The sequence below is a fragment of the Methylococcus capsulatus str. Texas = ATCC 19069 genome (genome assembly GCF_000424685.1).
Classification (GTDB): Bacteria; Pseudomonadota; Gammaproteobacteria; order Methylococcales; family Methylococcaceae; genus Methylococcus; species Methylococcus capsulatus.
This window is the reverse complement of sequence record NZ_AUKJ01000023.1, coordinates 23,377-44,192: the sequence shown is the minus strand read 5'-3', so window position 1 is coordinate 44,192 and position 20,816 is coordinate 23,377. Positions and strand designations below refer to the sequence as shown.

At 64.5% G+C, this 20,816-nt stretch carries 17 protein-coding genes; 11 read left to right on the top strand and 6 right to left on the bottom strand.

The window, feature by feature from the left end; all coding sequences use genetic code 11:
- Nucleotides 1–3 precede the first annotated feature (3 nt).
- The 3 genes from recN (at nt 4) to H156_RS0111140 (ending at nt 3,878) form a co-directional block, all read left to right on the top strand.
- A complete protein-coding gene (gene recN / locus H156_RS0111150; RefSeq protein ID WP_017365468.1) occupies nt 4–1,680 on the top strand; it encodes a DNA repair protein RecN in 1,677 nt (558 codons plus the stop codon).
- A 210-nt stretch (nt 1,681–1,890) separates the two neighbouring features.
- Nucleotides 1,891–2,994: an agmatine deiminase family protein gene (locus H156_RS0111145; RefSeq protein ID WP_081504045.1), complete on the top strand. Its 1,104-nt coding sequence runs from the start codon at nt 1,891–1,893 to the stop codon at nt 2,992–2,994.
- On the top strand, nt 2,991–3,878 hold the full coding sequence (locus H156_RS0111140) for a carbon-nitrogen hydrolase (protein WP_017365466.1): 888 nt from the start codon (nt 2,991–2,993) through the stop codon (nt 3,876–3,878). The genes H156_RS0111145 and H156_RS0111140 overlap by 4 nt, the downstream gene beginning before the upstream one ends.
- A gap of 71 nt (nt 3,879–3,949) precedes the next feature.
- On the opposite strand, the gene H156_RS0111135 is transcribed toward H156_RS0111140, so the two are convergent.
- A complete protein-coding gene (locus tag H156_RS0111135) occupies nt 3,950–4,309 on the bottom strand; it encodes an H-NS histone family protein (RefSeq protein WP_228370160.1) in 360 nt (119 codons plus the stop codon).
- Nucleotides 4,310–4,639: 330 nt separating this feature from the next.
- Here H156_RS0111135 and mfd point away from each other — a divergent pair, with 330 nt between their 5' ends.
- Genes mfd through H156_RS0111120 form a run of 3 tightly spaced genes read left to right on the top strand, consistent with a single transcriptional unit; the run spans nt 4,640 to nt 9,180 of the window.
- Nucleotides 4,640–8,110 (top strand): transcription-repair coupling factor, encoded by a 3,471-nt coding sequence (gene mfd / locus H156_RS0111130; protein WP_238536865.1) that lies wholly within the window; start codon nt 4,640–4,642, stop codon nt 8,108–8,110.
- A 58-nt stretch (nt 8,111–8,168) separates the two neighbouring features.
- Nucleotides 8,169–8,825, top strand: a complete 657-nt coding sequence (locus H156_RS0111125; RefSeq protein WP_017365464.1) for a riboflavin synthase — start codon at nt 8,169–8,171, stop codon at nt 8,823–8,825.
- A 52-nt stretch (nt 8,826–8,877) separates the two neighbouring features.
- Entirely contained in the window at nt 8,878–9,180 is a 303-nt protein-coding gene (locus tag H156_RS0111120) for a DUF3175 domain-containing protein (protein ID WP_017365463.1), read from the top strand.
- Here the strand turns inward: H156_RS0111120 and H156_RS0111115 are convergent, their stop codons facing one another.
- The gene (locus H156_RS0111115; protein WP_017365462.1) at nt 9,181–9,543 is read right to left on the bottom strand and encodes a (2Fe-2S) ferredoxin domain-containing protein; all 363 of its coding nucleotides are present in this window, start codon (nt 9,541–9,543) and stop codon (nt 9,181–9,183) included.
- Between the two features lie 40 nt (nt 9,544–9,583).
- Nucleotides 9,584–11,743: a DNA helicase RecQ gene (recQ, locus tag H156_RS0111110; RefSeq protein WP_017365461.1), complete on the bottom strand. Its 2,160-nt coding sequence runs from the start codon at nt 11,741–11,743 to the stop codon at nt 9,584–9,586.
- Between the two features lie 86 nt (nt 11,744–11,829).
- Here recQ and H156_RS0111105 point away from each other — a divergent pair, with 86 nt between their 5' ends.
- Genes H156_RS0111105 through H156_RS0111095 form a run of 3 tightly spaced genes read left to right on the top strand, consistent with a single transcriptional unit; the run spans nt 11,830 to nt 14,754 of the window.
- Nucleotides 11,830–12,189 (top strand): cupin domain-containing protein, encoded by a 360-nt coding sequence (locus tag H156_RS0111105; protein WP_010961121.1) that lies wholly within the window; start codon nt 11,830–11,832, stop codon nt 12,187–12,189.
- Nucleotides 12,186–13,031 carry a RibD family protein gene (locus H156_RS0111100; RefSeq protein WP_017365460.1) on the top strand — a complete coding sequence of 282 codons (846 nt, stop codon included), beginning with the start codon at nt 12,186–12,188 and terminating at the stop codon, nt 13,029–13,031. Before H156_RS0111105 ends, H156_RS0111100 begins: the two co-directional genes overlap by 4 nt.
- A gap of 37 nt (nt 13,032–13,068) precedes the next feature.
- The gene (locus tag H156_RS0111095; RefSeq protein WP_026045962.1) at nt 13,069–14,754 is read left to right on the top strand and encodes an ABC1 kinase family protein; all 1,686 of its coding nucleotides are present in this window, start codon (nt 13,069–13,071) and stop codon (nt 14,752–14,754) included.
- On the opposite strand, the gene H156_RS0111090 is transcribed toward H156_RS0111095, so the two are convergent.
- The gene (locus tag H156_RS0111090) at nt 14,713–16,005 is read right to left on the bottom strand and encodes a dicarboxylate/amino acid:cation symporter (protein WP_017365458.1); all 1,293 of its coding nucleotides are present in this window, start codon (nt 16,003–16,005) and stop codon (nt 14,713–14,715) included. The two genes, H156_RS0111095 and H156_RS0111090, sit on opposite strands and share 42 nt — an antisense overlap.
- Nucleotides 16,006–16,278: 273 nt before the next feature.
- On the opposite strand from H156_RS0111090, the gene H156_RS0111085 reads away from it, so the two are divergent.
- On the top strand, nt 16,279–17,946 hold the full coding sequence (locus tag H156_RS0111085) for a glycoside hydrolase 64/thaumatin family protein (RefSeq protein WP_017365457.1): 1,668 nt from the start codon (nt 16,279–16,281) through the stop codon (nt 17,944–17,946).
- Between the two features lie 36 nt (nt 17,947–17,982).
- On the opposite strand, the gene H156_RS0111080 is transcribed toward H156_RS0111085, so the two are convergent.
- Entirely contained in the window at nt 17,983–18,489 is a 507-nt protein-coding gene (locus H156_RS0111080; protein ID WP_017365456.1) for a L,D-transpeptidase, read from the bottom strand.
- A gap of 294 nt (nt 18,490–18,783) precedes the next feature.
- On the opposite strand from H156_RS0111080, the gene H156_RS0111075 reads away from it, so the two are divergent.
- Nucleotides 18,784–19,788 (top strand): bile acid:sodium symporter family protein, encoded by a 1,005-nt coding sequence (locus H156_RS0111075; protein ID WP_017365455.1) that lies wholly within the window; start codon nt 18,784–18,786, stop codon nt 19,786–19,788.
- On the opposite strand, the gene metA is transcribed toward H156_RS0111075, so the two are convergent.
- Nucleotides 19,745–20,812, bottom strand: a complete 1,068-nt coding sequence (gene metA / locus H156_RS0111070; protein WP_017365454.1) for a homoserine O-succinyltransferase MetA — start codon at nt 20,810–20,812, stop codon at nt 19,745–19,747. The genes H156_RS0111075 and metA overlap by 44 nt on opposite strands.
- Between the last annotated feature and the right edge of the window lie 4 nt (nt 20,813–20,816).

Genomic DNA, 20,816 nt, shown 5'->3' with positions numbered 1-20,816 from the left:
GCCATGCTGACCAGCCTGAGCATACGGGACCTCGCGGTGGTATCCGCCCTCGATCTGGACCTCCGCCCCGGCTTCACCGTGCTCACAGGCGAGACCGGTGCCGGCAAGTCCATCCTGCTCACCGCTCTGGGACTGGCACTGGGCGACCGGGCCGACTCCGGTCTGGTACGGCCGGGCGCGGAGCGGGGCGAAGTCAGCCTCTGCTTCGATCTGGGCGATGCCCCTTCTGCCCGGGACTGGCTCATCGACAACGAGCTGGCCGAACCCGATGAAGATACCTGCGTGATTCGCCGGACCATCGGTACGGATGGGCGCTCGCGCGCTTTCATCAATGGCCGTCCCGCGACCCTCCCGAACCTCCAGGCGCTGGGAAGGCATCTGGTGGAAATCCACGGTCAGCACGCTCATCTGAACCTGCTGCAGGCTGGCGAACAGCGGGCCTTGCTGGACCGGCACGCGGGCAGCCGCGAACTGGCCTCGGAGCTGAAGCGGATTTTCGAGCGCTGGAAAGAGGTTTCCGAGCGGATCGACCGCCTGCAACAGGACGCCAGCAGTCGCAACGCGCGCCAGGAATTGCTCCAGTACCAGGTGAACGAACTGGAACAACTCGGGATCGCGGGCCTGGATTACGGTGCACTGTCGGACGAGCACGAGCTGCTGGCCAATCTCGGGCGGGTTTCCGAAATCGGTTACGCGCAGCTCAAGCTGCTTTACGAGGATGAACAGTATTCGGTGAACGGTCTGCTGGCCCAGTCCACACATGCGGTCGGCGAACTCGCTCAGCTGTCGAAGGACTTCGCCGAGATACTGGAGCTGCTGGAAAGCGCCCGCATACAGGTCAAAGAAGCGGCGATGGCGTTGCGCCATCACCTGGACGCACTCGATCCCGATCCGGCTAGATTGGCGGCGCTGGAACAACGGCTGGCGGAAGTCCACCAGCTCGGACGCAAGCACCAGGTGCGCCCGGAAGAACTGCCCGCCCACCTCGAAACGCTCCGGACCGAATTGCGGAGCCTTGCGACCGGCGAAGAGCGGCTTGAGCACCTGCTCGCCGAACGAAGCGAACTGCTGTCCGCCTACGATGCCGTCGCCCGCAGCCTCTCGGAAAAGCGGCGGGCAGCAGCCGAGGGGCTGGAGACGGACATCTCTCGGCTCATCCATGAACTCGGCATGCCGCACGGGCGCTTCGCCGTCGCCTTCGAGACGGATACCGAATCGGCGCCCACCCCCCACGGTCGCGACAGGATCGAATTCCTGGTCAGCGCCAATCCGGGTCTGCCGCCGCGGCCACTGTCGCGGGTCGCTTCCGGAGGCGAACTCTCCCGCATCAGCCTGGCGATCGAAGTGGCGTCGATCGCGCAAAAGACCACGCCTACCCTGATCTACGACGAGGTAGACACCGGCATCGGCGGCGGCGTGGCCGAGATGGTGGGAACCAAGTTGCGCTCACTCGGTGTCAACCGCCAAGTGCTGTGCGTGACCCACCTGCCCCAGATCGCGGCCCTGGGCCATCAGCATCTCCTGGTGGAGAAACATGCGCAGGACGGCGTCACCCAATCCACGGTACGCCCGCTGAGCATGGACGAACGCACCGGCGAAATCGCCCGCATGCTCGGCGGCCTGCGCATCACCGAGCAGACCCTGGCCCACGCACGAGAAATGCTGGCTTTGGCGCATTGAAACCGGTCCCCTGGCCGATATTTTGCCTTAGAATTGGCACCCCACATCGCCCCAACCGGTTGTTCCCTCCTCCGTGACCACCAGGAATGTCCACATGAACGACTCGACCCAGGAAAGCGAAACCGGCGTGTTCTCTTATAATTAAGGCGGGAACCCCGGACGGCGCCGACTCCGTGCCGCGTGCCGTCGGACCGCGGTCTCTTCGTTCCGATGACTTTTACCTCAATCCGGCGGCACGGGCCGCCGATACATACGTTGCCGAATCAAGTGAGCCCGATACGATTCATTCCCGAATGGGAGAAACAATCCGCAGTGCTGATCGCCTGGCCACCGGGCCACGGCGATTTCGCCCCCTGGCTAGACCAGGTCGAACAGACCTACGCGGCCATCGCCACGGCGTTGAGCCAACGCGAGACCCTCCTGATCGCCTGCCTCGACGCGGCCCACGAACGGCGTATCGGTGACATCCTGGCGAATACCGGAGCCGACAAAAACCGCATCGTTTTCATCCGGATTCCATACGACGACATCTGGGTCCGCGACACCGCGCCGCTGAGCCGGCTGCACGAGGGCCGGCCGGAACTGCTGGATTTCCGCTTCAACGGCTGGGGAGGGAAATACGAGTGCAGCGACGATGCCGCTCTGGCGGCCCGCCTCGTTGCGACGGGCATCTTCGGCCGGACGCCGCGAGTGCAGGTCGATTTCGTGCTCGAAGGCGGCAGCGTCGAAACCGACGGCCTCGGCACCGTGCTGACGACCAGCCGCTGTCTGCTCAATCCCAACCGCAATCCCGGCTACAGCCGCGCGGAGATCGAGGACTGCCTCGCAAGGACGCTGGGGGCCGATCGCATACTCTGGCTCGATCACGGCCAAGCCGAAGGCGACGACACCGATGCCCATGTCGACACCCTGGCGAGGTTCTGCTCGGAGCACACCATCGCCTATACCGCCTGCGACGACACATCCGATCCGCACCATGCGCCGCTGAAGGCGATGGAGGGGCAGCTGCAGGATCTGAAACAGCGCGATGGTCGGCCTTACACCCTGGTGCCGCTGCCGATCCCCAAGCCCATCCGCAACGAGCAAGGTCAGCGCCTGCCTGCCACCTACGCCAACTTCCTGATCGTCAACGACGCGGTTCTAGTCCCGGTCTATGCCGATCCAGCGGACTCGGTCGCCATCGAGCGCTTGGCGCCGTGTTTCCCCGACCGCGAAATCGTCCCCATCCATTGCACGCCGCTGATCCGCCAATACGGCAGCCTGCACTGCATGAGCATGCAGTTTCCCGAAGCCGTCGGAGTCTCCTATCCATGAAATCCACCATCGAGCTGGCCCTGGTACAGCAGGCCTGTAACGGCAGCCGGGAACAGAACCTGGCCGCATCCGTCGAAGGGATCCGCAGATCCAAGGCCAAAGGCGCCGACCTGGTGATGCTCCCGGAACTGCACCTCGGCCCGTATTTCTGCCAGACCGAGGACTGCAGCTGTTTCGACGGCGCGGAAACCATCCCCGGCCCCACTACCGCTGAACTTGGGTCCGTGGCGCGGGAGCTGGGTATCGTGGTGGTCGCATCGCTGTTCGAACGGCGGGCCCCCGGCCTCTATCACAACACGGCGGTGGTGCTGGACAGTGACGGCAGCCTGGCCGGAAAGTACCGGAAGATGCACATCCCGGACGATCCGGGCTATTACGAGAAGTTCTACTTCACCCCGGGTGACCTCGGATTCCGCCCCATCGATACCTCGGTCGGACGCTTGGGTGTGCTGGTCTGCTGGGACCAATGGTATCCGGAGGCCGCGCGCCTGATGGCGCTGGCGGGCGCCGATCTCCTGCTGTACCCCACGGCGATCGGCTGGAACCCGGCCGACGACGAGGTCGAACGGTCGCGTCAGCTCGAGGCCTGGATCACGGTGCAGCGCGGGCATGCGGTCGCCAATGGGCTGACGGTAGCGGCCTGCAACCGCATCGGCAGCGAACCCGACCCGAGCGGCCAGACGCCGGGCATTCTGTTCTGGGGAAACAGTTTCGCTGCCGGCCCCCAGGGCGAATTCCTCTGCCGCGCCGGCCCGGCGGACACGGAATTGCTGATGGTGACCGTCGACCGCAAGCGTTCCGAAGACGTCCGGCGCATCTGGCCTTTCCTGCGAGACCGCCGCATCGACGGTTACGATGGATTATTACGGCGCTATCTCGATTGACTCTTTCTTGGAAGCACCCCTCCAAGAAAAAGGACGAGCGCGAAGCTCGTCCCCGGTTTCCCTCACCGGAATCAGGTCTTGATCTCGAATTCCTTGATGTCGCGACCCTGCGCGAGGAAAGCCTGCAGCCAACGCGGTTTCACGCCCCGGCCGCTCCATTTTTCTGCGGGATTATGCGGGTTCTGGTATTTCGCAGGCACCTTGGCGCCACGACGGGTACTCGGCGCACCTCCTCCCTTGGAAAGATCCTCGATGATCTGGAACCGGACACCCGCCTTGGAAGCCAGTTCATTCATCTGGCGAAGATATTCGCGCCGCTCCGATTCCAGTTTTTCCTTGAGCGCCTTGGTCGCTGCATCGATGAGCGACTGTAATTCCTGCGCCGTATAACCCGAAAAATCATGTGACATTGACAACACCTCTCTGAGCAAGTCTTAAGCTATATTGTTGTGACCCTTGATATAATACATAAACCCGGTAACACGATACAATATGTCTTCCGCCTATCTGTATCGGGAAGTGCAAATTGCCGGCTGCGAACCCTTCTTTTTCCAAGCCGTGCCCTTTGATGCGTACCAGACCGACGGGACCGGACCATCGGCTTCATCTAGCCAGAAACAATCCTGGCCTGGCCATGCCATCCCATTTAATACCGCGGCGCATTCACTTCCATTTCCCGAAATCGTACGTCTTTGGACATCGCCCCCTAAAATACGCCCCTTCCCACGGACATATCGTCGAACGTCCGGTATCCCGACAGCATGAAACCACTCGCTCCGTCTTCCTCTTTGGCTACGCCTTTGACCCCCCCTTTGCCTACCACCCGCCGCCAGGCCCTGTGCTGGAGCGGGCTGCACGGTTGCAGCGATTCCCTCGCGATCGCCTCGGCGATCGGTGCCTCACCCGGCTTGTTCGTCGTCGTCACCGCCGATGCCCAGAGCGCTTTACGCATCGAACAGGAGGTGAAGACATTTCTCGGTGGGGATGCGGCGCTCCTCCCATTCCCGGACTGGGAAATCCTCCCCTACGACGTGTTTTCCCCGCTGCCTGAAATCACGTCGCAGCGGCTGCGGACCTTTTACGAGCTGTCCCGCATCCAACATGGCCTGCTCATCACCCCTGTATCCACACTGATGCATCGGGTAGCTCCGCGGACCCACACCCTGGCCAATACGTTTTCCATTCGCACCGGCAGCGCTGTGAATATCGACCAGACCAGGCAGACGCTCGAAAGCGTAGGCTACCAGTGCGTCCCGCAGGTATACCAGCATGGCGAATTCGCGATCCGGGGCTCGATACTCGACCTTTATCCCATGGGGAGCGAGGCACCTTATCGCATCGAGCTGTTCGACGACGAGGTGGAAACGATCCGTACCTTCGATCCGGAAAGCCAGCGCTCGATCGAAAAAGTGGAAGACATCGAGCTTTTCCCTGCCCGCGAATTTCCGTTCGACGAGGCTGCCATTAAAAAGTTCCGGCAGAATTTCCGGGTCGAATTCCCGGATGCGGTGAGTCGCAGCGTCCTCTATCAGGATGTCAGCAAGGGAATCGCCGTCGGGGGGATCGAATACTACATACCCCTGTTCGTGGAACGGATGGATACGTTGTTCGATTACCTACCGGGCGATGCGACCCTGATATTGCACGGCGATGTCGAACAGGCTGCCGCCGCTTACTACGCCGAGGCCGCCAGCCGTCATGACCAGCGCCGCCACAACCTGGACCGTCCGCCCCTGCCACCGGCCCGCCTGTTTCTGGAACCCGATACGCTGACATCCAGCCTCGCATCCTTCAGCCGCGTCATGATCCCGGCTGCGGACGCCGCCCCCGCCACCGCGGTGAAATTCGACTGCGCGCCGCCGCCGGCACTGCATCCGGAAACCAAGACCCAGCCTCCCTACGAACCGCTGCAATGCTTCATCGGGGAGTTTGCCGGAAAAATCCTGCTGGTCGCGGAATCCGCGGGCCACCGCGAGACCCTGGCGGCGAACCTCACCAAGTACCGGATCCGTCCACGGATCGTGGAGAGCTGGGCGGACTTCCTTGCGGTGCCGGACCCGCTGTGCCTGATGGTCGCCGCCCTCGACCATGGCCTGGTCATTTCCGATCCTCCCCTGGCGATCGTGACCGAAGCCCAGCTCTCGGGCGACAAGGCCCAGCAACGCAGGCGCCGGCAACGCACGCCATCCAAGGATTTCGGCCAATTCCTACGGAGCCTGGAAGAACTGGAGATCGGCGCGCCGGTGGTGCACCGCGAACACGGCGTTGGCCGCTATCTCGGCCTGCAGCGGATCGATACCGGCGGCGTGGAGTCGGAATTCCTGACGATCCGCTACGCCAACGACGACAAGCTCTACGTTCCCGTTTCGGCCCTCGGCATGGTCAGCCGCTACGCCGGCGCCGACCCGGAACACGCGCCGCTGCACCGCCTGGGCAGCGAACAATGGGCCAAGGCGCGCCGCAAGGCACTGGAACAGGTCCGCGACGTCGCCGCCGAACTGCTGGACATTCATGCCAGGCGAGCCGCGGCGAGCGGGCGGAGTTTCGCCACTCTGACCGAAGAATACCTGAGCTTCGCCGCTCAGTTCCCGTTCGAGGAAACACCCGACCAGGAAACCGCGATCCAGGACGTCATCCGCGACCTCGCCGCCCCCCGTCCGATGGACCGGGTGGTCTGCGGCGACGTCGGCTTCGGCAAAACGGAAGTCGCGATGCGGGCCGCCTTCATCGCCGCCCAGAACGGCCGCCAGGTCGCAGTGCTGGTACCGACCACCCTGCTGGCCCAGCAGCACTACAAGAACTTCTGTGACCGCTTCGCCGACTGGCCGATGCGGATCGACGTGCTGTCGCGCTTCGTCTCCAAGAAAGACCAAGCCCAGACCATCGCGGACATCGGCGACGGTAAGGTGGACATCGTCATAGGCACCCACCGGCTACTGCAGAAGGACATCCGCTTCAAGGACTTGGGACTGGTCATCATCGACGAGGAGCACCGCTTCGGGGTCGCGCACAAGGAGCATTTCAAGAAGCTGCGCAGCGAAGTGGATTTCCTGGCGCTGACCGCCACCCCCATCCCCCGCACCCTGGACATGGCCCTGAGCGGCCTGCGCGAGATTTCCGTCATCGCCACTCCGCCGCCCCACCGGCACGTCATCCGCACGTTCGTCACCGAATGGGACGACACGCTGGTGCAGGAAGCCATCACGCGCGAGATCAAGCGCGGCGGCCAGGTCTATTTCGTGCACAACAAGATCGAGACTCAGCCCAGACTGGCAGAGCGGCTGGAAAAACTGGTGCCCGGTATCCGCACCCGCATCGCCCACGGCCAGATGCCGGAGCGGGAACTGGAAAACATCATGCTGGACTTCTACCATCAGCGCTTCAACGTGCTGCTCTGCACCACCATCGTGGAAAGTGGCATCGACGTGCCCAGTGCCAACACGATACTGATCGACCGCGCGGACACCTTCGGTCTCGCCCAGCTCCACCAGCTGCGGGGACGGGTCGGACGCTCGCATCACCGCGCCTACGCCTATCTGCTGGTACCGCCGAAGAAGGCCATGACCGCCGACGCCGTGAAGCGCCTGGAGGCCATCGAGGCGGCAGGCGAACTCGGCGCCGGTTTCCTGCTGTCCTCTCAGGATCTGGAGATCCGCGGTGCCGGCGAGCTGCTCGGCGAGGAGCAGAGCGGCCAGATCCAGGAAATCGGCTTCACCTTATATACCGAACTGCTGGAAAAGGCCGTCGACGCGCTGAAATCCGGCAAACAGCCAGAACTGGAAACCGATCATCTCGCCGGTACCGAAGTCGACCTGCAATGCGCGGCGCTGATCCCGGAGGAATATCTCCCCGACGTGCACACCCGCCTGGTGCTGTACAAGCGCATCGCCAACGCCCGCAGCGACGACGAGCTGCGCGAGCTGCAGATCGAGATGATCGACCGCTTCGGCCTGCTGCCGGAGGCGACCAAGCAGCTGTTCGCGGTCAGCGCGCTGAAGAACGAGGCCGCCAAGCTGGGCATCGCCAAGATCGAAGCCGGGGCAACCGGCGGACGGTTGATATTCGAAGCCCACCCGGCCATCGACCCGGCCGCGATCATCCTGCTGATCCAGAAGGAGGCCGCCACCTACAAGCTGGACGGCCCGGACAAACTGCGGTTCATCGCCAAGCTCCCCACCCCGGCGGAGCGGGTCCGGTTCGTCGAGGCGCTGCTGGACCGGCTGAAGGCATGATGACCGACGGAACCGGGCAATGTAGAACATTTCAATCGGAACGGAGGTACCCTCCCCCATGTTTACCGGAATCATCCGAGGCCGCGGCCTGATCGTCGCCGCCGATCCGCAAGACACCGGCACCCGCTTTCGCATCCGGTTTCCGGACGACCTGCTCGGCGGCCTGGAAACCGGCGCCAGCGTTGCAGTCGACGGGGTCTGCCTCACCGTGGTGCGGATCGCCGGCAACGAGATCGACTTCGATGTCGTCGCCGGCACCCTGGCTCTGACCAATCTCGGTGACCGCCGGGTCGGCGACGAGGTCAACCTGGAGCGGTCCGCCCGGCTGGGCGACGAGGTCGGCGGGCATCACGTCTCGGGCCATGTCTCCACCACCGGCGTGCTCACCTCGGTCGAGCTGGAAGGCCCCGGCAGCCACCACATCGAATTCCAGGTGGACCCGGAGTGGACGCGCTACATTTTCCTGCGGGGCTTCCTGGCGGTGGATGGCGCCAGCCTCACGGTGGCGGAAGCCGATTCCGAGCGCGGCCGGTTCCGGATCAACCTGATTCCGGAAACCCTCCGCAATACCTGCTTCCGCCGTTATCGCGTCGGCGACCGGGTGAACATCGAAGTGGAGCACCAGACCCAGGTGCTGGTGGACGTGGTGACGCGGACGATCAGCGCCGCGCTGGCGGGCCGGGAGACCGTCGGGCCGCGAAATGCATCTCCTTGAAGCCCTGAATTCGTTCCTCCTGAACCAGGAATCCGTGGGCGAGGTGTAGCCTATGGCGCCGGATGACCGCAAGCGCTGGTCCCAGCGCGTCACCGAGACCAGCAATGCCCTGGACCTGGAGCCGGGCGTGTTCACCTGGGACGATCCGCGCCGGATCGCGCTGTCGCTGCAGCGCTCCGCCGAATCCAGCGGGCGCCGCAAGGCCGGGCCGTTCCGGTCGGCGATGTCGATGCTGAACTTCTACATCAACCGCGCCGGCAGCCAGCTTTCCGAATCGCGGCGGGCCTGCCTGGAAGCGGCAAAGGACGAACTGCGGGCGCTTTACGGCAGGCCGCGCCGACGCCTGCCGCCGTGATCAGTCCGTCGGCATGCCGGCGCGGGAGGCGATCACGTATTCCGCGACCGGCGTGCCGCCGATCAGATGCTCCTGGATGATCCGCTCCAGCACTCCGGGGGTGCAGTCGCGGTACCACACGCCTTCCGGATAGACCACGGCGATGGGGCCCCGAACGCAGACGCGGAGGCAGTCCGCCTTGGTCCGGAACACGCCGCGCCTGGTCAGGCCGAGTTCCTCGAGACGGCGCTTGAGATAGTCCCAGGACGCCAGGCTTTCCTCCCTGCCGCAGCACTTGGGCTTGGTCGCGCCGGCGCACAGAAAGATATGCCGTTCGATGTCGTTCAGCCCGAGTTTGGCCACGACGGCTTGCAGTTCTTCCATTGTTCCTCCTTCCTCGGTGTAGGAGCGGCTCCGCCGCGATTCAGTTTGACAATGCGCCCCAGGAAACCAGCAGGCAACGCAGGATGCCATAGTCGTAGCGCCCTTCCAGCGCCTCGAACAGGGGTTTGATGACGCCCGGCCGGTCCTGGGGCAGGCTCCTCCATACGCTTCCGATCCGCGCCGCCTCATCGGCCGACAGCCCGGTCACCTCCAGCGCATCCAAGGCGCCCCGGGCTACGGCCTGGGCCAGATGGGTATAGACGGTGGACGGCTTGAGTTCACGCCGCGCGGCGATCTGCTCGACGCCCAGGCCAAGCCGGAACAGCGCCAGGCTTTCCTCCGCCGTGGACCGTTCCGCACCGGCCCCACCACCGCGCTGGCCGGCATGCTCGCGGATCAGTTCCAGGAACGCGTCGCCGTACAGTTCGAGCTTGCGCTCGCCGATGCCGGGAATCCGCGCCAACTGGAGGTGGGTTTCCGGGCGGCACTGGACCATTTCCATCAGCACCGCGTCGTGCAGGATGACGTAGGGCGGGACGCTCTGTTCGTCGGCCAGTTGCCGGCGCAGGCCGCGCAGGGCCTGGAACAGGTTTTCGTCTCGGGGATCGGAAAAGCGGATCGCGCTGCGCCGTGTGTCGCGGGCGGACGCGGCCGTCTTCCCGGTTTCTTCGTCCTTGCGCAGGAACAGAGTCTGTTCGCCCTTGAGCAGAGGGCGGCTGGCAGGGCTCAGCCGCAGGGCGCCGTGGGCCTCCCAGTCGACCACGAGGAAGCCCCGGGTGACCAGTTGGCGGAACACCGAGAGCCACTGCTTGTCGTCCAGTTCGCGGCCGATGCCGAAGGTGCTGAGCCGGTCGTGGCCGAGCCCGCGGACTCGTTCGCTGGTCTTGCCGAGCAGCAGGTCGATGACGTAATGGGCGCCGAAGCGCTGGCCGCTGCGGTAGACGCAGGACAAGGCCTTGCGCGCGGCCTCGGTGGCATCCCAGGTCTGCACCGGGTTGAGGCAGTTGTCGCAGTTGCCGCAGGGCCGCTCCAGGGTGTCGCCGAAATATTGCAGCAGGGTCTGGCGGCGGCAGGAGGTCAGCTCGCAGAAGCCCAGCATGGCGTCGAGCTTGTGGCGCTCCACCCGTTTGTGCAGTTCATCGGCGTCGGAGGATTCGACCATGCTGCGCAGGGTGATGACGTCCTGCAGCCCGTACACCATCCAGGCATCGGCGGGCAGCCCGTCGCGGCCGGCGCGCCCGGTTTCCTGGTAATACGCCTCCAGGCTCTTCGGCAAATCCAGGTGCGCCACGAAACGCACGTTGGGCTTGTCGATGCCCATGCCGAACGCGACGGTCGCCACCACGATCAGCCCTTCCTCGAGCAGGAAGCGGCGCTGGTTGTGCTGGCGGATTTCGGCCGAGAGGCCCGCGTGGTAGGGCAAGGCCTTGAGGCCCTTGCTGCACAGCCAGCCGGCGGTTTCCTCGACCTTCTTGCGCGACAGGCAGTAGACGATGCCGGCGTCGCCCTCGTGATCACGCCGGATGAACTCCAGCAACTGCTGGCGCGGGTTCGACTTGAGCCCGATAGCGTAGCGGATGTTGGACCGGTCGAAGCCACTGCAGAATACCCGCGCCTCGTCCAGTCCCAGCCGTTCGATGATCTCCCCGCGCGTGCGTTCGTCGGCAGTCGCGGTCAGCGCGATACGCGGCACCGTGGGGAAACGCTGGTGCAGCAGCGACAACTGCCAGTAATCGGCACGGAAATCGTGGCCCCATTGCGACACACAATGGGCTTCGTCGATGGCGAACAAGGCGATGCGCACCCGGTCGAGGAGGTTCAGGAAACGCTCGGTCAGCAACCGCTCCGGGGCCACGTACAGGAGATCCAGTCCGCCCGCCAGGAAGCGGCTCTCGACCTCCCGTTGAGCCTGGAAATCCAGGCTCGAATTGAGGAACGCGGCCTTCACACCCAATTGCAGCAAGGCGCCGACCTGGTCTTCCATCAACGCGATCAGGGGCGAGACCACCACGCCGGTGCCCGGCCGCAGCAGGGCCGGAACCTGGTAGCACAGCGACTTGCCGCCCCCCGTGGGCATCAGCACCAAGGCATCGCCGCCGTTCAGCACCTGTTCGATGACCTCGGCCTGCAGGCCGCGGAAACGCTCGTAGCCGAAGACGGTCTGCAGCGTTTTCAGGGGACTGGAAGCGGCGGCGGACATGGAAGCGGCGGCGGAAACCAAAAAGTCTCCACTATAAAGCATCGAAGGGCGATAATGGCGCCCCGACTTCCCCCGAGTACGCCGGCATGCCGAAATCCGACAATCTGTACTCTGCCATACCCGCCGAGCTGCCAGAAGAGTTGTTCGACACCCTCGAACAGACCGACGGCTTCCGGCTGGAGCGGATCGTTTCCCGCGGGCACACGACTCCGGAAGGCAGATGGTACGACCAGCCGCAGGCGGAATGGGTGATACTGTTGCAAGGCGAAGCCTTGCTCCGGTTCGAGCAGGAAGCCGCTCCCCGCCGTCTCGTTCCCGGCGACTGGCTGCGCATCCCGCCGCGTTGCCGGCACCGGGTGGAATGGACGTCGAGCCGACCGGAGGCGATCTGGCTCGCCCTGCATTATCCGGAACCGGTCCGCACCGAAGCCCTGGAATCCGAATGAACCCCGGCAAATCCGTTTACCGGCTGTTCCCGCCGCCGTTCGAGGAGGTCTCGCTGCACGGCCTCTACCTGAATCTGAACCTGCACCGCCTGGGCACTGCCGGCAAGCCGTTCGTTTACGCCAATTTCCTCACCAGCCTGGACGGACGCATCGCCCTGGAGGATGCCAGCGGTCAGACCTTTCTCCCGAAGTCGCTGACCACGCCGGACGATTTCCGGTTGTTCCTCGAACTGGAAGCCCAGGCCGACTGCCTCATCACCCACGGCGGCTATCTGCGCTCGCTGCAGGAACGACGGTTGGGCAACATCCTGCAGATCGGACTGGATGAACGCTCGCGCGACCTCTCAGTCTGGCGCAAGACGCAGGGTCTCAAACCACAGCCGGACATCGTCGTCGCCAGCGCCAGCCTCGATTTCCCCATGCCCCCCTCGATCCACGAACACGGCCAGCGCTGCCTGATCGCCACCGGCCGCCATGCCGATCCCGAGCGGGTCCGCCATTGGGAACGCGAAGGCCATGAAATCCTGTTCGCCGGCGACGGCGCCATGGCCGAAGGCGACACCCTGGTCGACCAACTCGACGCCCTGGGCTACCGCTCCCTCTACCTGATTGCCGGCCCCCGCATGCTCGACACCATGGTCCGCAACGGCCGCCTGTGCCGGCTGTTCCAAACCATCACCCACCAGCTGCTCGGCGGCGAAGGCTTCCGCACCCTGGTGCCCGGCCCGGAACTCGGCCCGCATGGCCATCTGAAGATGCAGTCCCTGTACTACGACCCGACCTCACCGCTCGGCACCGGGCAGTGGTTCGCCCAGTTCGAAAACCTGACCGTGGCCGCTTGAGCTACACTGCGCCAGTTTGTCCCCCTGGCATCGCCCCATGCTCGTCGAAACATTCAACACGCTCCGCGATTTCGTCCGCCTGCACGAGATCGCCTCGGTCCTGGTCCGGTTCGGATTCGGCGAGGCCGTCCACCGGCTCGGTATTCACCGGGTGCTGGAAAAGGCCGGAAAATCGCTGTCCTGGAAGTACGCCGAGGAGCAGGCGCAGCTCTCGCTGCCGGCCCGGATGCGCCGCGCGCTGGAGGAAATGGGACCGAGCTTCATCAAGCTCGGCCAGATTCTCTCGACCCGCGTCGATCTGCTGCCGCCGGAATGGATCGAGGAACTGAGTCACCTCCAGCGACGGGTGCCGCCCCTCCCCTTCGAATCCCTGCGGTGGCAACTGGAAAGAGACCTGGGAGCGCCCGTCGACAAGGTGTTCGCAGAATTCGACGTCCGCCCGATCGCCGCCGCATCGATCGCCCAGGTCCATCGGGCAAGGCTGCTGACCGGCGAAGAGGTGGTGGTCAAGATCCGCCGTCCCGGCATCACCAAGACCATCGACGCGGACCTGCGCCTGATGGCGAAGCTGGCCAAACTGATCGAGTTCGAGTTCCCCGAGCTCGATTACCTGCGCCCTTCCGAAATCGTGCACCAGTTCGGGCTTTCGATCCACCGTGAGCTGAACTTCATCAACGAATGCCGAAACACCGACCGGCTGGCGGCGAACTTCCGCACCGATCCCCGGATCGTCATTCCTCGGGTCCACTGGCAGTACGTGCGGGAGCGGGTCTGCGTCATGGACTACATCGAAGGCATCGATGCCATGGATTTGGATGCCGTCCGTGCGGCGGATCTCGACCAGCGTACCCTGGCCCGAGTGGGGGCCGATGCCATGCTCAAGATGATCCTGCTGGACGGTTTCTTCCACGCCGATCCGCACCACGGCAACCTGCTCTATCTGCCGAACAACCGCATCGCCTTCCTGGATTTCGGCATGGTGGGCCGGCTGCCGGAGCTGCGCCGCCACCAACTGGTCGATCTGCTGTCGGCCATCGTGGGACGCGATGCGCAGACGGCGGCGGATGTCCTGCTGGACTGGGCGGCCACGGTCAACGTCGATCCCGACCTCCTGGTTGCCGACATGGACAACCTGATCGACGACTATCACGGCGCCACCTTGAGGCAGCTCAGCCTGACCCAGATGCTGACCGACCTGACCCAGCTCATGCGACAGCACCGGCTGGCGCTGCCGCCGGACTTGACCCTTTTGTTTCGGGCGCTCATCACCCTGGACGGCATCGGCAAACAGAACGATCCGGACTTCGACATCTTCGCCCAGGCCGCTCCTTTCATCGAGAAAAGCTTGAAGGAGCGCTACGACCCCGAGAAGATCGCCCGCAATGCCTGGCGCAACACCCTGCATGCCCTGGACATGGTCGCCGGCCTGCCGACCGAGCTGCGGCGGGTGTCGCGCGCCGTGCAGAAAGGCGCGCTCAAGCTCAACATCGACCTGGCCCGGCTCGACCATCTGGGCTGGCAGGTGGAGCGGGCGTTGGGCTGGCTCAGCCTCGGCTTGGTGGCCTCGGCGCTCATCATCGCTTCGGCCATCGTGATGACGGTGCAAGGCGGCCCCACGCTGTGGGGACTGCCGGCGTTCGGACTGCTGGGTTACGTCGGCGCCAGCGCCATGGCGACCTGGCTACTCGTCGCGATCTGGCGCGGCACCCGGGGCAAGCACTGATCGCGGCGTCCAGACACCGTTCCCGGTGTCTTCGGCCGCCCGCTCCCAGCGGGTGACGGCCAGCGTGGCGACGGCGTTGCCGATCAGGTTGGTGAGCGCCCGCGCCTCCGACATGAACCGGTCCACCCCGAGCAGCAGCGCCAGCCCCGTTACCGGCACCACGTCCAGCGAGGACAGCGTGGCCGCCAGGGTGATGAAGCCGGCCCCGGTCACGGCCGCCGCGCCCTTGGAGGTCAGCAGCAGCACCGCCAGCAGGGTGAGTTGGTGCCCGAGGGTCAGCGGCGTATCCGTCGCCTGGGCTACGAACACCGCCGCCATCGTCAAGTAGATCGCCGTCCCGTCCAGGTTGAAGGAATAGCCGGTCGGCACCACCAGCCCGACGATCGAACGCGGGCAGCCAGCGCCTTCCAGTTTTTCCATGAGGCGAGGCAAGGCGGCTTCCGATGAGGAAGTGCCCAGCACCAGCCACAGCTCTTCCTTGATGAGCTTCAGCAGCCGCCACAGGCTGAAACCGGAAACTCTCGCCACGGCCCCCAGCACCAGGACCACGAAGGAAGCGCAGGTCAGATAGACTCCGCCCATCAGCTTGCCCAGCGACAGCAGGGTGTCCGGTCCGTATTTGCCGATCGTGAACGCCATCGCCCCGAATGCGCCCACCGGGGCCGCCCGCATGATGAGGCCGATGGTGGCGAACGAGGCTTCCGACACCCGTTCCAGAACATCCAGCACCGGCTTGCCGCGCTCGCCCTGCCTGCTCATGGCGACGCCGAACAGGACCGAGACCAGCAGCACTTGCAGGATGTCGCCCTTGGCGAAGGCATCGACTGCGCTGGAGGGAATGATGTTCAGCACGAAGTCCACGCCGCTCAGCGCCTTGGCGCCACCCGTGTATTGGCCGATCGCCGCGGCATCCAGGGTCTTGGGATCGGCGTGGATACCGGCCCCCGGTTGCAGGAGGTTGACCACGACCAGACCGATCAGCAGCGCCACGGTCGTCAGCGCCTCGAAGTAGATCAACGCCTTCAGCCCGACACTGCCGATCTTGCGCAGATCGCCGACCTTGCCGATCCCCAGCGTCACCGTCAGAAACACGATCGGCGCGATCATCATCTTGATGAGCTTGACGAAGCCGTCGCCCAAAGGCTTCAGCTTCACCCCCAGCTCCGGCCAAGCCACGCCCAGCGCCACGCCGACGATGACCGCCAGGATCACCTGGACGTAGAGTTCCTTGAATATGTGCCGCCCGGCCATCCGCCATCTCCTGCCAAAAAGTCCAAAGCATACCCGAGCGGCCGCAGCCGTTCAGCCGCGGCGGGGACGGTGAAGGTCAGACTCGGCGACCGTTTTTTCGGCGCGGAGATAGACTCTTCCGCCCGACGAGATCACAATGACAACCGTCCCCCGTCTTCAGTGCCACGGCGATCAACTGCCGCGTCGGCAATGCCACGGTCCTCCCCGGATTGGGACAGATGAGCGGATGATTGGATTCCGAAGAACGCATAACGCCCCTGGGAGAGATCGACCATGAAACGCATCCCGAACCTGTGCCGTGCCAGCCTCCGCCCCGTCACCTACGGCCTGCTGCTGCTCCTTCCGGTGGCCCAGACACCGGCACACTCGCGGCAAACGCAATGTCAGGTGAAACTCTACCGGCTTGTCGGCGAATACCTGCATTGCCTGATGAACGCCGAGGCAGCCTTGGCCAGAGGTCAGGATCCGGCCAGGAACGAGCGCATCCGTAAAGCCTGCGACGACGCCTACAAAAAAAGCTACCGGGCGGCCCTGAAGCTATCGGCCGAAGGCTGCCCCGCGGTCGGCGACACCGAATCTGGCGCACAGTCGCCGTTGGAGCAAGAGGTCTGGCAGACGGTGGCCGAAGTGCGCGGCATGGTTGCGGGAACCCCGCCCGAGCCGGTGCCGGGCCAACTCATCCTCTACAACAGCTGTACCCAGCCCATGAAGATCATGTCGCCCACCAGCAGCACGATCAACGGCACGACGCTGCAGCCGTATGACAGCATCTCTTATCCGACCGCCGCCGGCGGGGGCCTGGGCCAGAACACGCCCAACACCTTCATGTTCGCGCCGATCACCACCGATGCCCAATGCGCCCAGGTGCAATGCGGCAACTGGACGGACATACAGGCCGCGGGGCAGCGCATGGGCTACATGTGGATGGACAACACTCCCGGCAACGACAACCTGGTTTATGCGGCCTATTGCCAGCCCACGAATGCGGCGGCGGGACAGTGCACCACCACGTCCGCGACCCCATGCTGCGGTTCGCAAATGAATTACGACAAGACCTTCGGTACGACTTTCGAGATCACCCCGAACGGGGGCACCAATAACAATCAGGATTTCGTCGATCTCAGCACGAATTTCGGCTCGGGTCCTACCTCTCCTCCCACCTTGTGCAGCGCTTCCGGCGCCAATCCCGACGATTGCGTGACCGCGACCGCGAACATCTTTTTCAACGTTCCAATCGGCGTGACCATGAGCGCCGGCGCCGGCTGCACGTTTCCGCAAGGCGGGCCGGGTCTCACCTGCACGGATGTCTCGTGTCCGGACGCGTACCAGTATCCCGTAGACAATAAGCAGGTCGCCTGCCCGGCCGGCACCGGCTACCTCGTGACGCTCTGTCCGGGCACCAGTAAACTGCCGGCACTGGGCCAGACCGGCGCCACTCCGAACAAGATCACGGTCCAGAACAACCTGAGCAAGAGCTCTCCCTGCCCCAACGGCAACACCGTGACCATATTCACCTCCGGCGGACGACAGCAGGTCGTCCAGCCCGGAGGCGGCTCGGTCACCTTCCAGGGCGATTATTCCGCCTATCCCGGCCTCGGCCTGCAGGTGAACAACTGGTACTGGACCTCGGAAAACCTGCCGGTCCAGAAAGGACCGCCACAGAATCCGGACAATTCGGGCGCCCAGTTCATGATTTCCGACCAGTGCGTCCTGTCGCAGACCCCGCCCGTCTACGGAAAAGGCATCGAGACCTATGAGATTTCCACGGTGACGGCCCGGAAAACCGGGACCAACGAGTGCCTGATAACGGTCAATGAGAATCAGCCCTACACCGACGCCGTCACGCCGGCCTGCTGCGCGCCGCCCCTTCAGAACATGGGCAGCGTCTGCACCGGTCCCTGGGGGGTGACCAACAACCAGCAGCCCTGGCCGCCGCAGTGATCCTCGGCGGATCCGGCGGCTCGCGTGCGGTGTCCCCTACGCTCCTGCATCGACATAAACCAGCGCACCCACGGGAACCCGGTCGAACAGATCGATGACGTCGGCGGAAGTGAGGCGGATGCAGCCATGGGACTGGGGCGTGCCATCGACGCCGTCATCCGGGCTGCCGTGGATGTAGATGTATCGCCAGGCAGTATCGACTTCGCCATAGCGGTTGAAGCCGGGCTGAAGACCACCCAGCCAGAGGATGCGGCTCAAGATCCAGTCACGGCCGGGATGGCGGGCGGCGAGTAGAGGCGTGTAGATTTCGCCGGTAGGCCGGCGTCCGACCAGCACGGCCCCTGCCGGCAGACCGGCGCCGATCTTGGCACGGACCCGGTGCCAGCCGCGCGGCGTGCATTCCGAGCCGCGCTTTTCGCCGACGCCGTTTTTCGCGGTGGATACGCGGTAGTGGGCCACCACCTTCCCCGCTTCGATCAGCTCCAGGCGTTGCCGCGGCACGCTGATGTGCAAGAAGTCGGCGACGTTCCCGGGCGCCGTCATGTTCCTGTGCCCGGGCTTTGCTGGGCGGGCCGGTTTTGATGGCCCTCGCCTCGCCCAATCATGCCGGGCTATCCTGCCCGGCACCCTTCGGGTAAATGCACGAATCGGCAGGAAAGCCGATTTGCACCCGTAGCGCCCAAAGGAGGCGGCATAGGGAGGTGCCGTGTGAAATCTGCTCCCGGCAGATTCGTCCCGGCGGGAGAGGGAGCGCCGCGTCATGGATTTCGGTGTATCCGGTACAAGCGGCGGCGATAACTTGTAAACTTCGCGGTTCGTCTTTCACGGCTTCCGACGATGCTTCGAATCTGCAATTCACTTGCGAACCTGTTTCCGGTCTGGGTGCTGCTGTGCTCGGGGCTGGCGCTGTATTTCCCCGCCTGGTTCACCTGGTTCACCGGCCCGATGATCGTCTGGGGACTGTCGATCATCATGCTTGGGATGGGCATCACGCTCACTTTCGACGACTTCCACCGGGTGGCCAGGATGCCGCGAATCATCATCGCCGGCACCGTCGCGCATTTCGGCATCATGCCGTTCCTCGGCTGGTCGATCGCGCATGGATTGGCGCTCGAACCGGAACTGGCGGTAGGACTCATCTTGGTGGCCTGCTGCCCCTGTGGGACGGCGTCCAACGTGGTGAGCTACATCGCCCGCGCCGACGTGGCGCTGTCCGTGCTGCTGACCATGGTATCGACCTTCACCGCGGTGGTGATGACCCCGCTGCTGGTCAAGCTCCTGGCGGGCGCCTACACGCCGGTGGACGGCTGGGGCATCTTCCTGAACACCTTGCAGGTCATCGTCATGCCCGTCACCGCCGGCCTCCTGCTGAACCGCTATGCGCCGCGGCTGGTGCGTACCGTCAGCCCGGTGACGCCGCTGGTGTCGGTGATCTTCATCGCCTTCATCTGCGCCAGTATCATCGGCGCCAATGCCGACGTCATCAAATCCGCCGCACTCAAGTTGTTCGGCGCCGTCGCCTTGCTGCACGTCGGCGGATTCGGTCTGGGCTACGTCTTCGCCAGGGTGCTCGGCTACCGCGACGCGGTCGTCCGCACCATCGCCATCGAGGTTGGCATGCAGAACTCGGGGCTCGCCACCGTGCTGGCCAAGGCCAATTTCGCAGGCATGGCGCTGGCACCCATCCCTTCGGCGATTTCCGCCAGCTTCCATTCCATCATCGGCAGCCTGCTGGCGGGCTGGTGGCGGCTGCGCACGCATCGGCCCCTGCCTTCCATGGGGCACGCATTCGACACCCCTATGCCAGTCCCAGCGGATTGTCCGGATCGATGTGAGCCATGAAGGGCTTGCGGCGGTCCTGGTCGGTGATCTGGTAGATTTTGCCCAGCCAGTTGTTGAACACTGCCTTGGCGGTATCGCGCCACGTGTTGTCCAGGTGCCGTAGCACGAATTCCTCCGGAAACGGTGGCGGCGCCCTGCCCGCCCGGCGGGCGCTGCGCAGCGCCTGGCCGTAGTCATTGAGCGCCGCGCCCACTTCGAGCGAGAAATAGTGTTCAGGAAAGGGCGGGTAGTCCTCGCGCTCGCCGGAAAAGTAACGCATGATTTCGCGCTTGTATTCCTTGAGCAGACTCACGGTGTCGTATTCCGGATGGGCCTGGAAGTAGATGACGCGGAACAGGTCCGGGCTCACCGCGAGGTGCACCCCGGCTTCCTCGCTCTCGACCAGGACCCGCAGCCCCGCGGCCTCCATGTCCTCGCGGAAGATTTCGTTGTAGCGCGAATGCGGCACGTCGAAGCGGGTATTGATGTCCGCCACCAGGGGATGCAGCGGCTCGACCACCCGGTGCGAATAGACGCCCCAGCGTTTGAAACCGAGATGGGTGCGCTCCACGCCGTAGCTGTACTGGAACAGGGCATGGGTGGCGAGACACGAGCACAGGATCGAAGTGACGTTGCTGCGGGCCCAGTCGAACACCTCGGTCAGCGGCTGCCAGAACGCTTCCTGCTGCAGATGTGGCTGGGTGACGTTGGCCCCGCTCACGATCAGACCGTCGAGGCCCTCCTCGCGGATACGGTCGAAGCTCTCGTAATAGCGGGCGATGTGCTCCGCCGCCTGGTCTCCCCGCGGCAATCCCTCGATGGTGAACGGATGCATGTGGAACTGCACGATCGGATTGGCTCCCCCCACCAGCCGGAAGAACTGCCGCTCGGTGGCTTCCAGGGCGGCATCCGGCATCATGTTCAGAAGACCGATGTGCATCTCACGGATGTCCTGCCGGGCGGCGCGTTCGACGCTGAGGACGTCCTGGCCCTCCTCGCGCAGACGCTGGAAGGTGGGCAGATCGGTGTGTGCAACCAGCGGCATGACA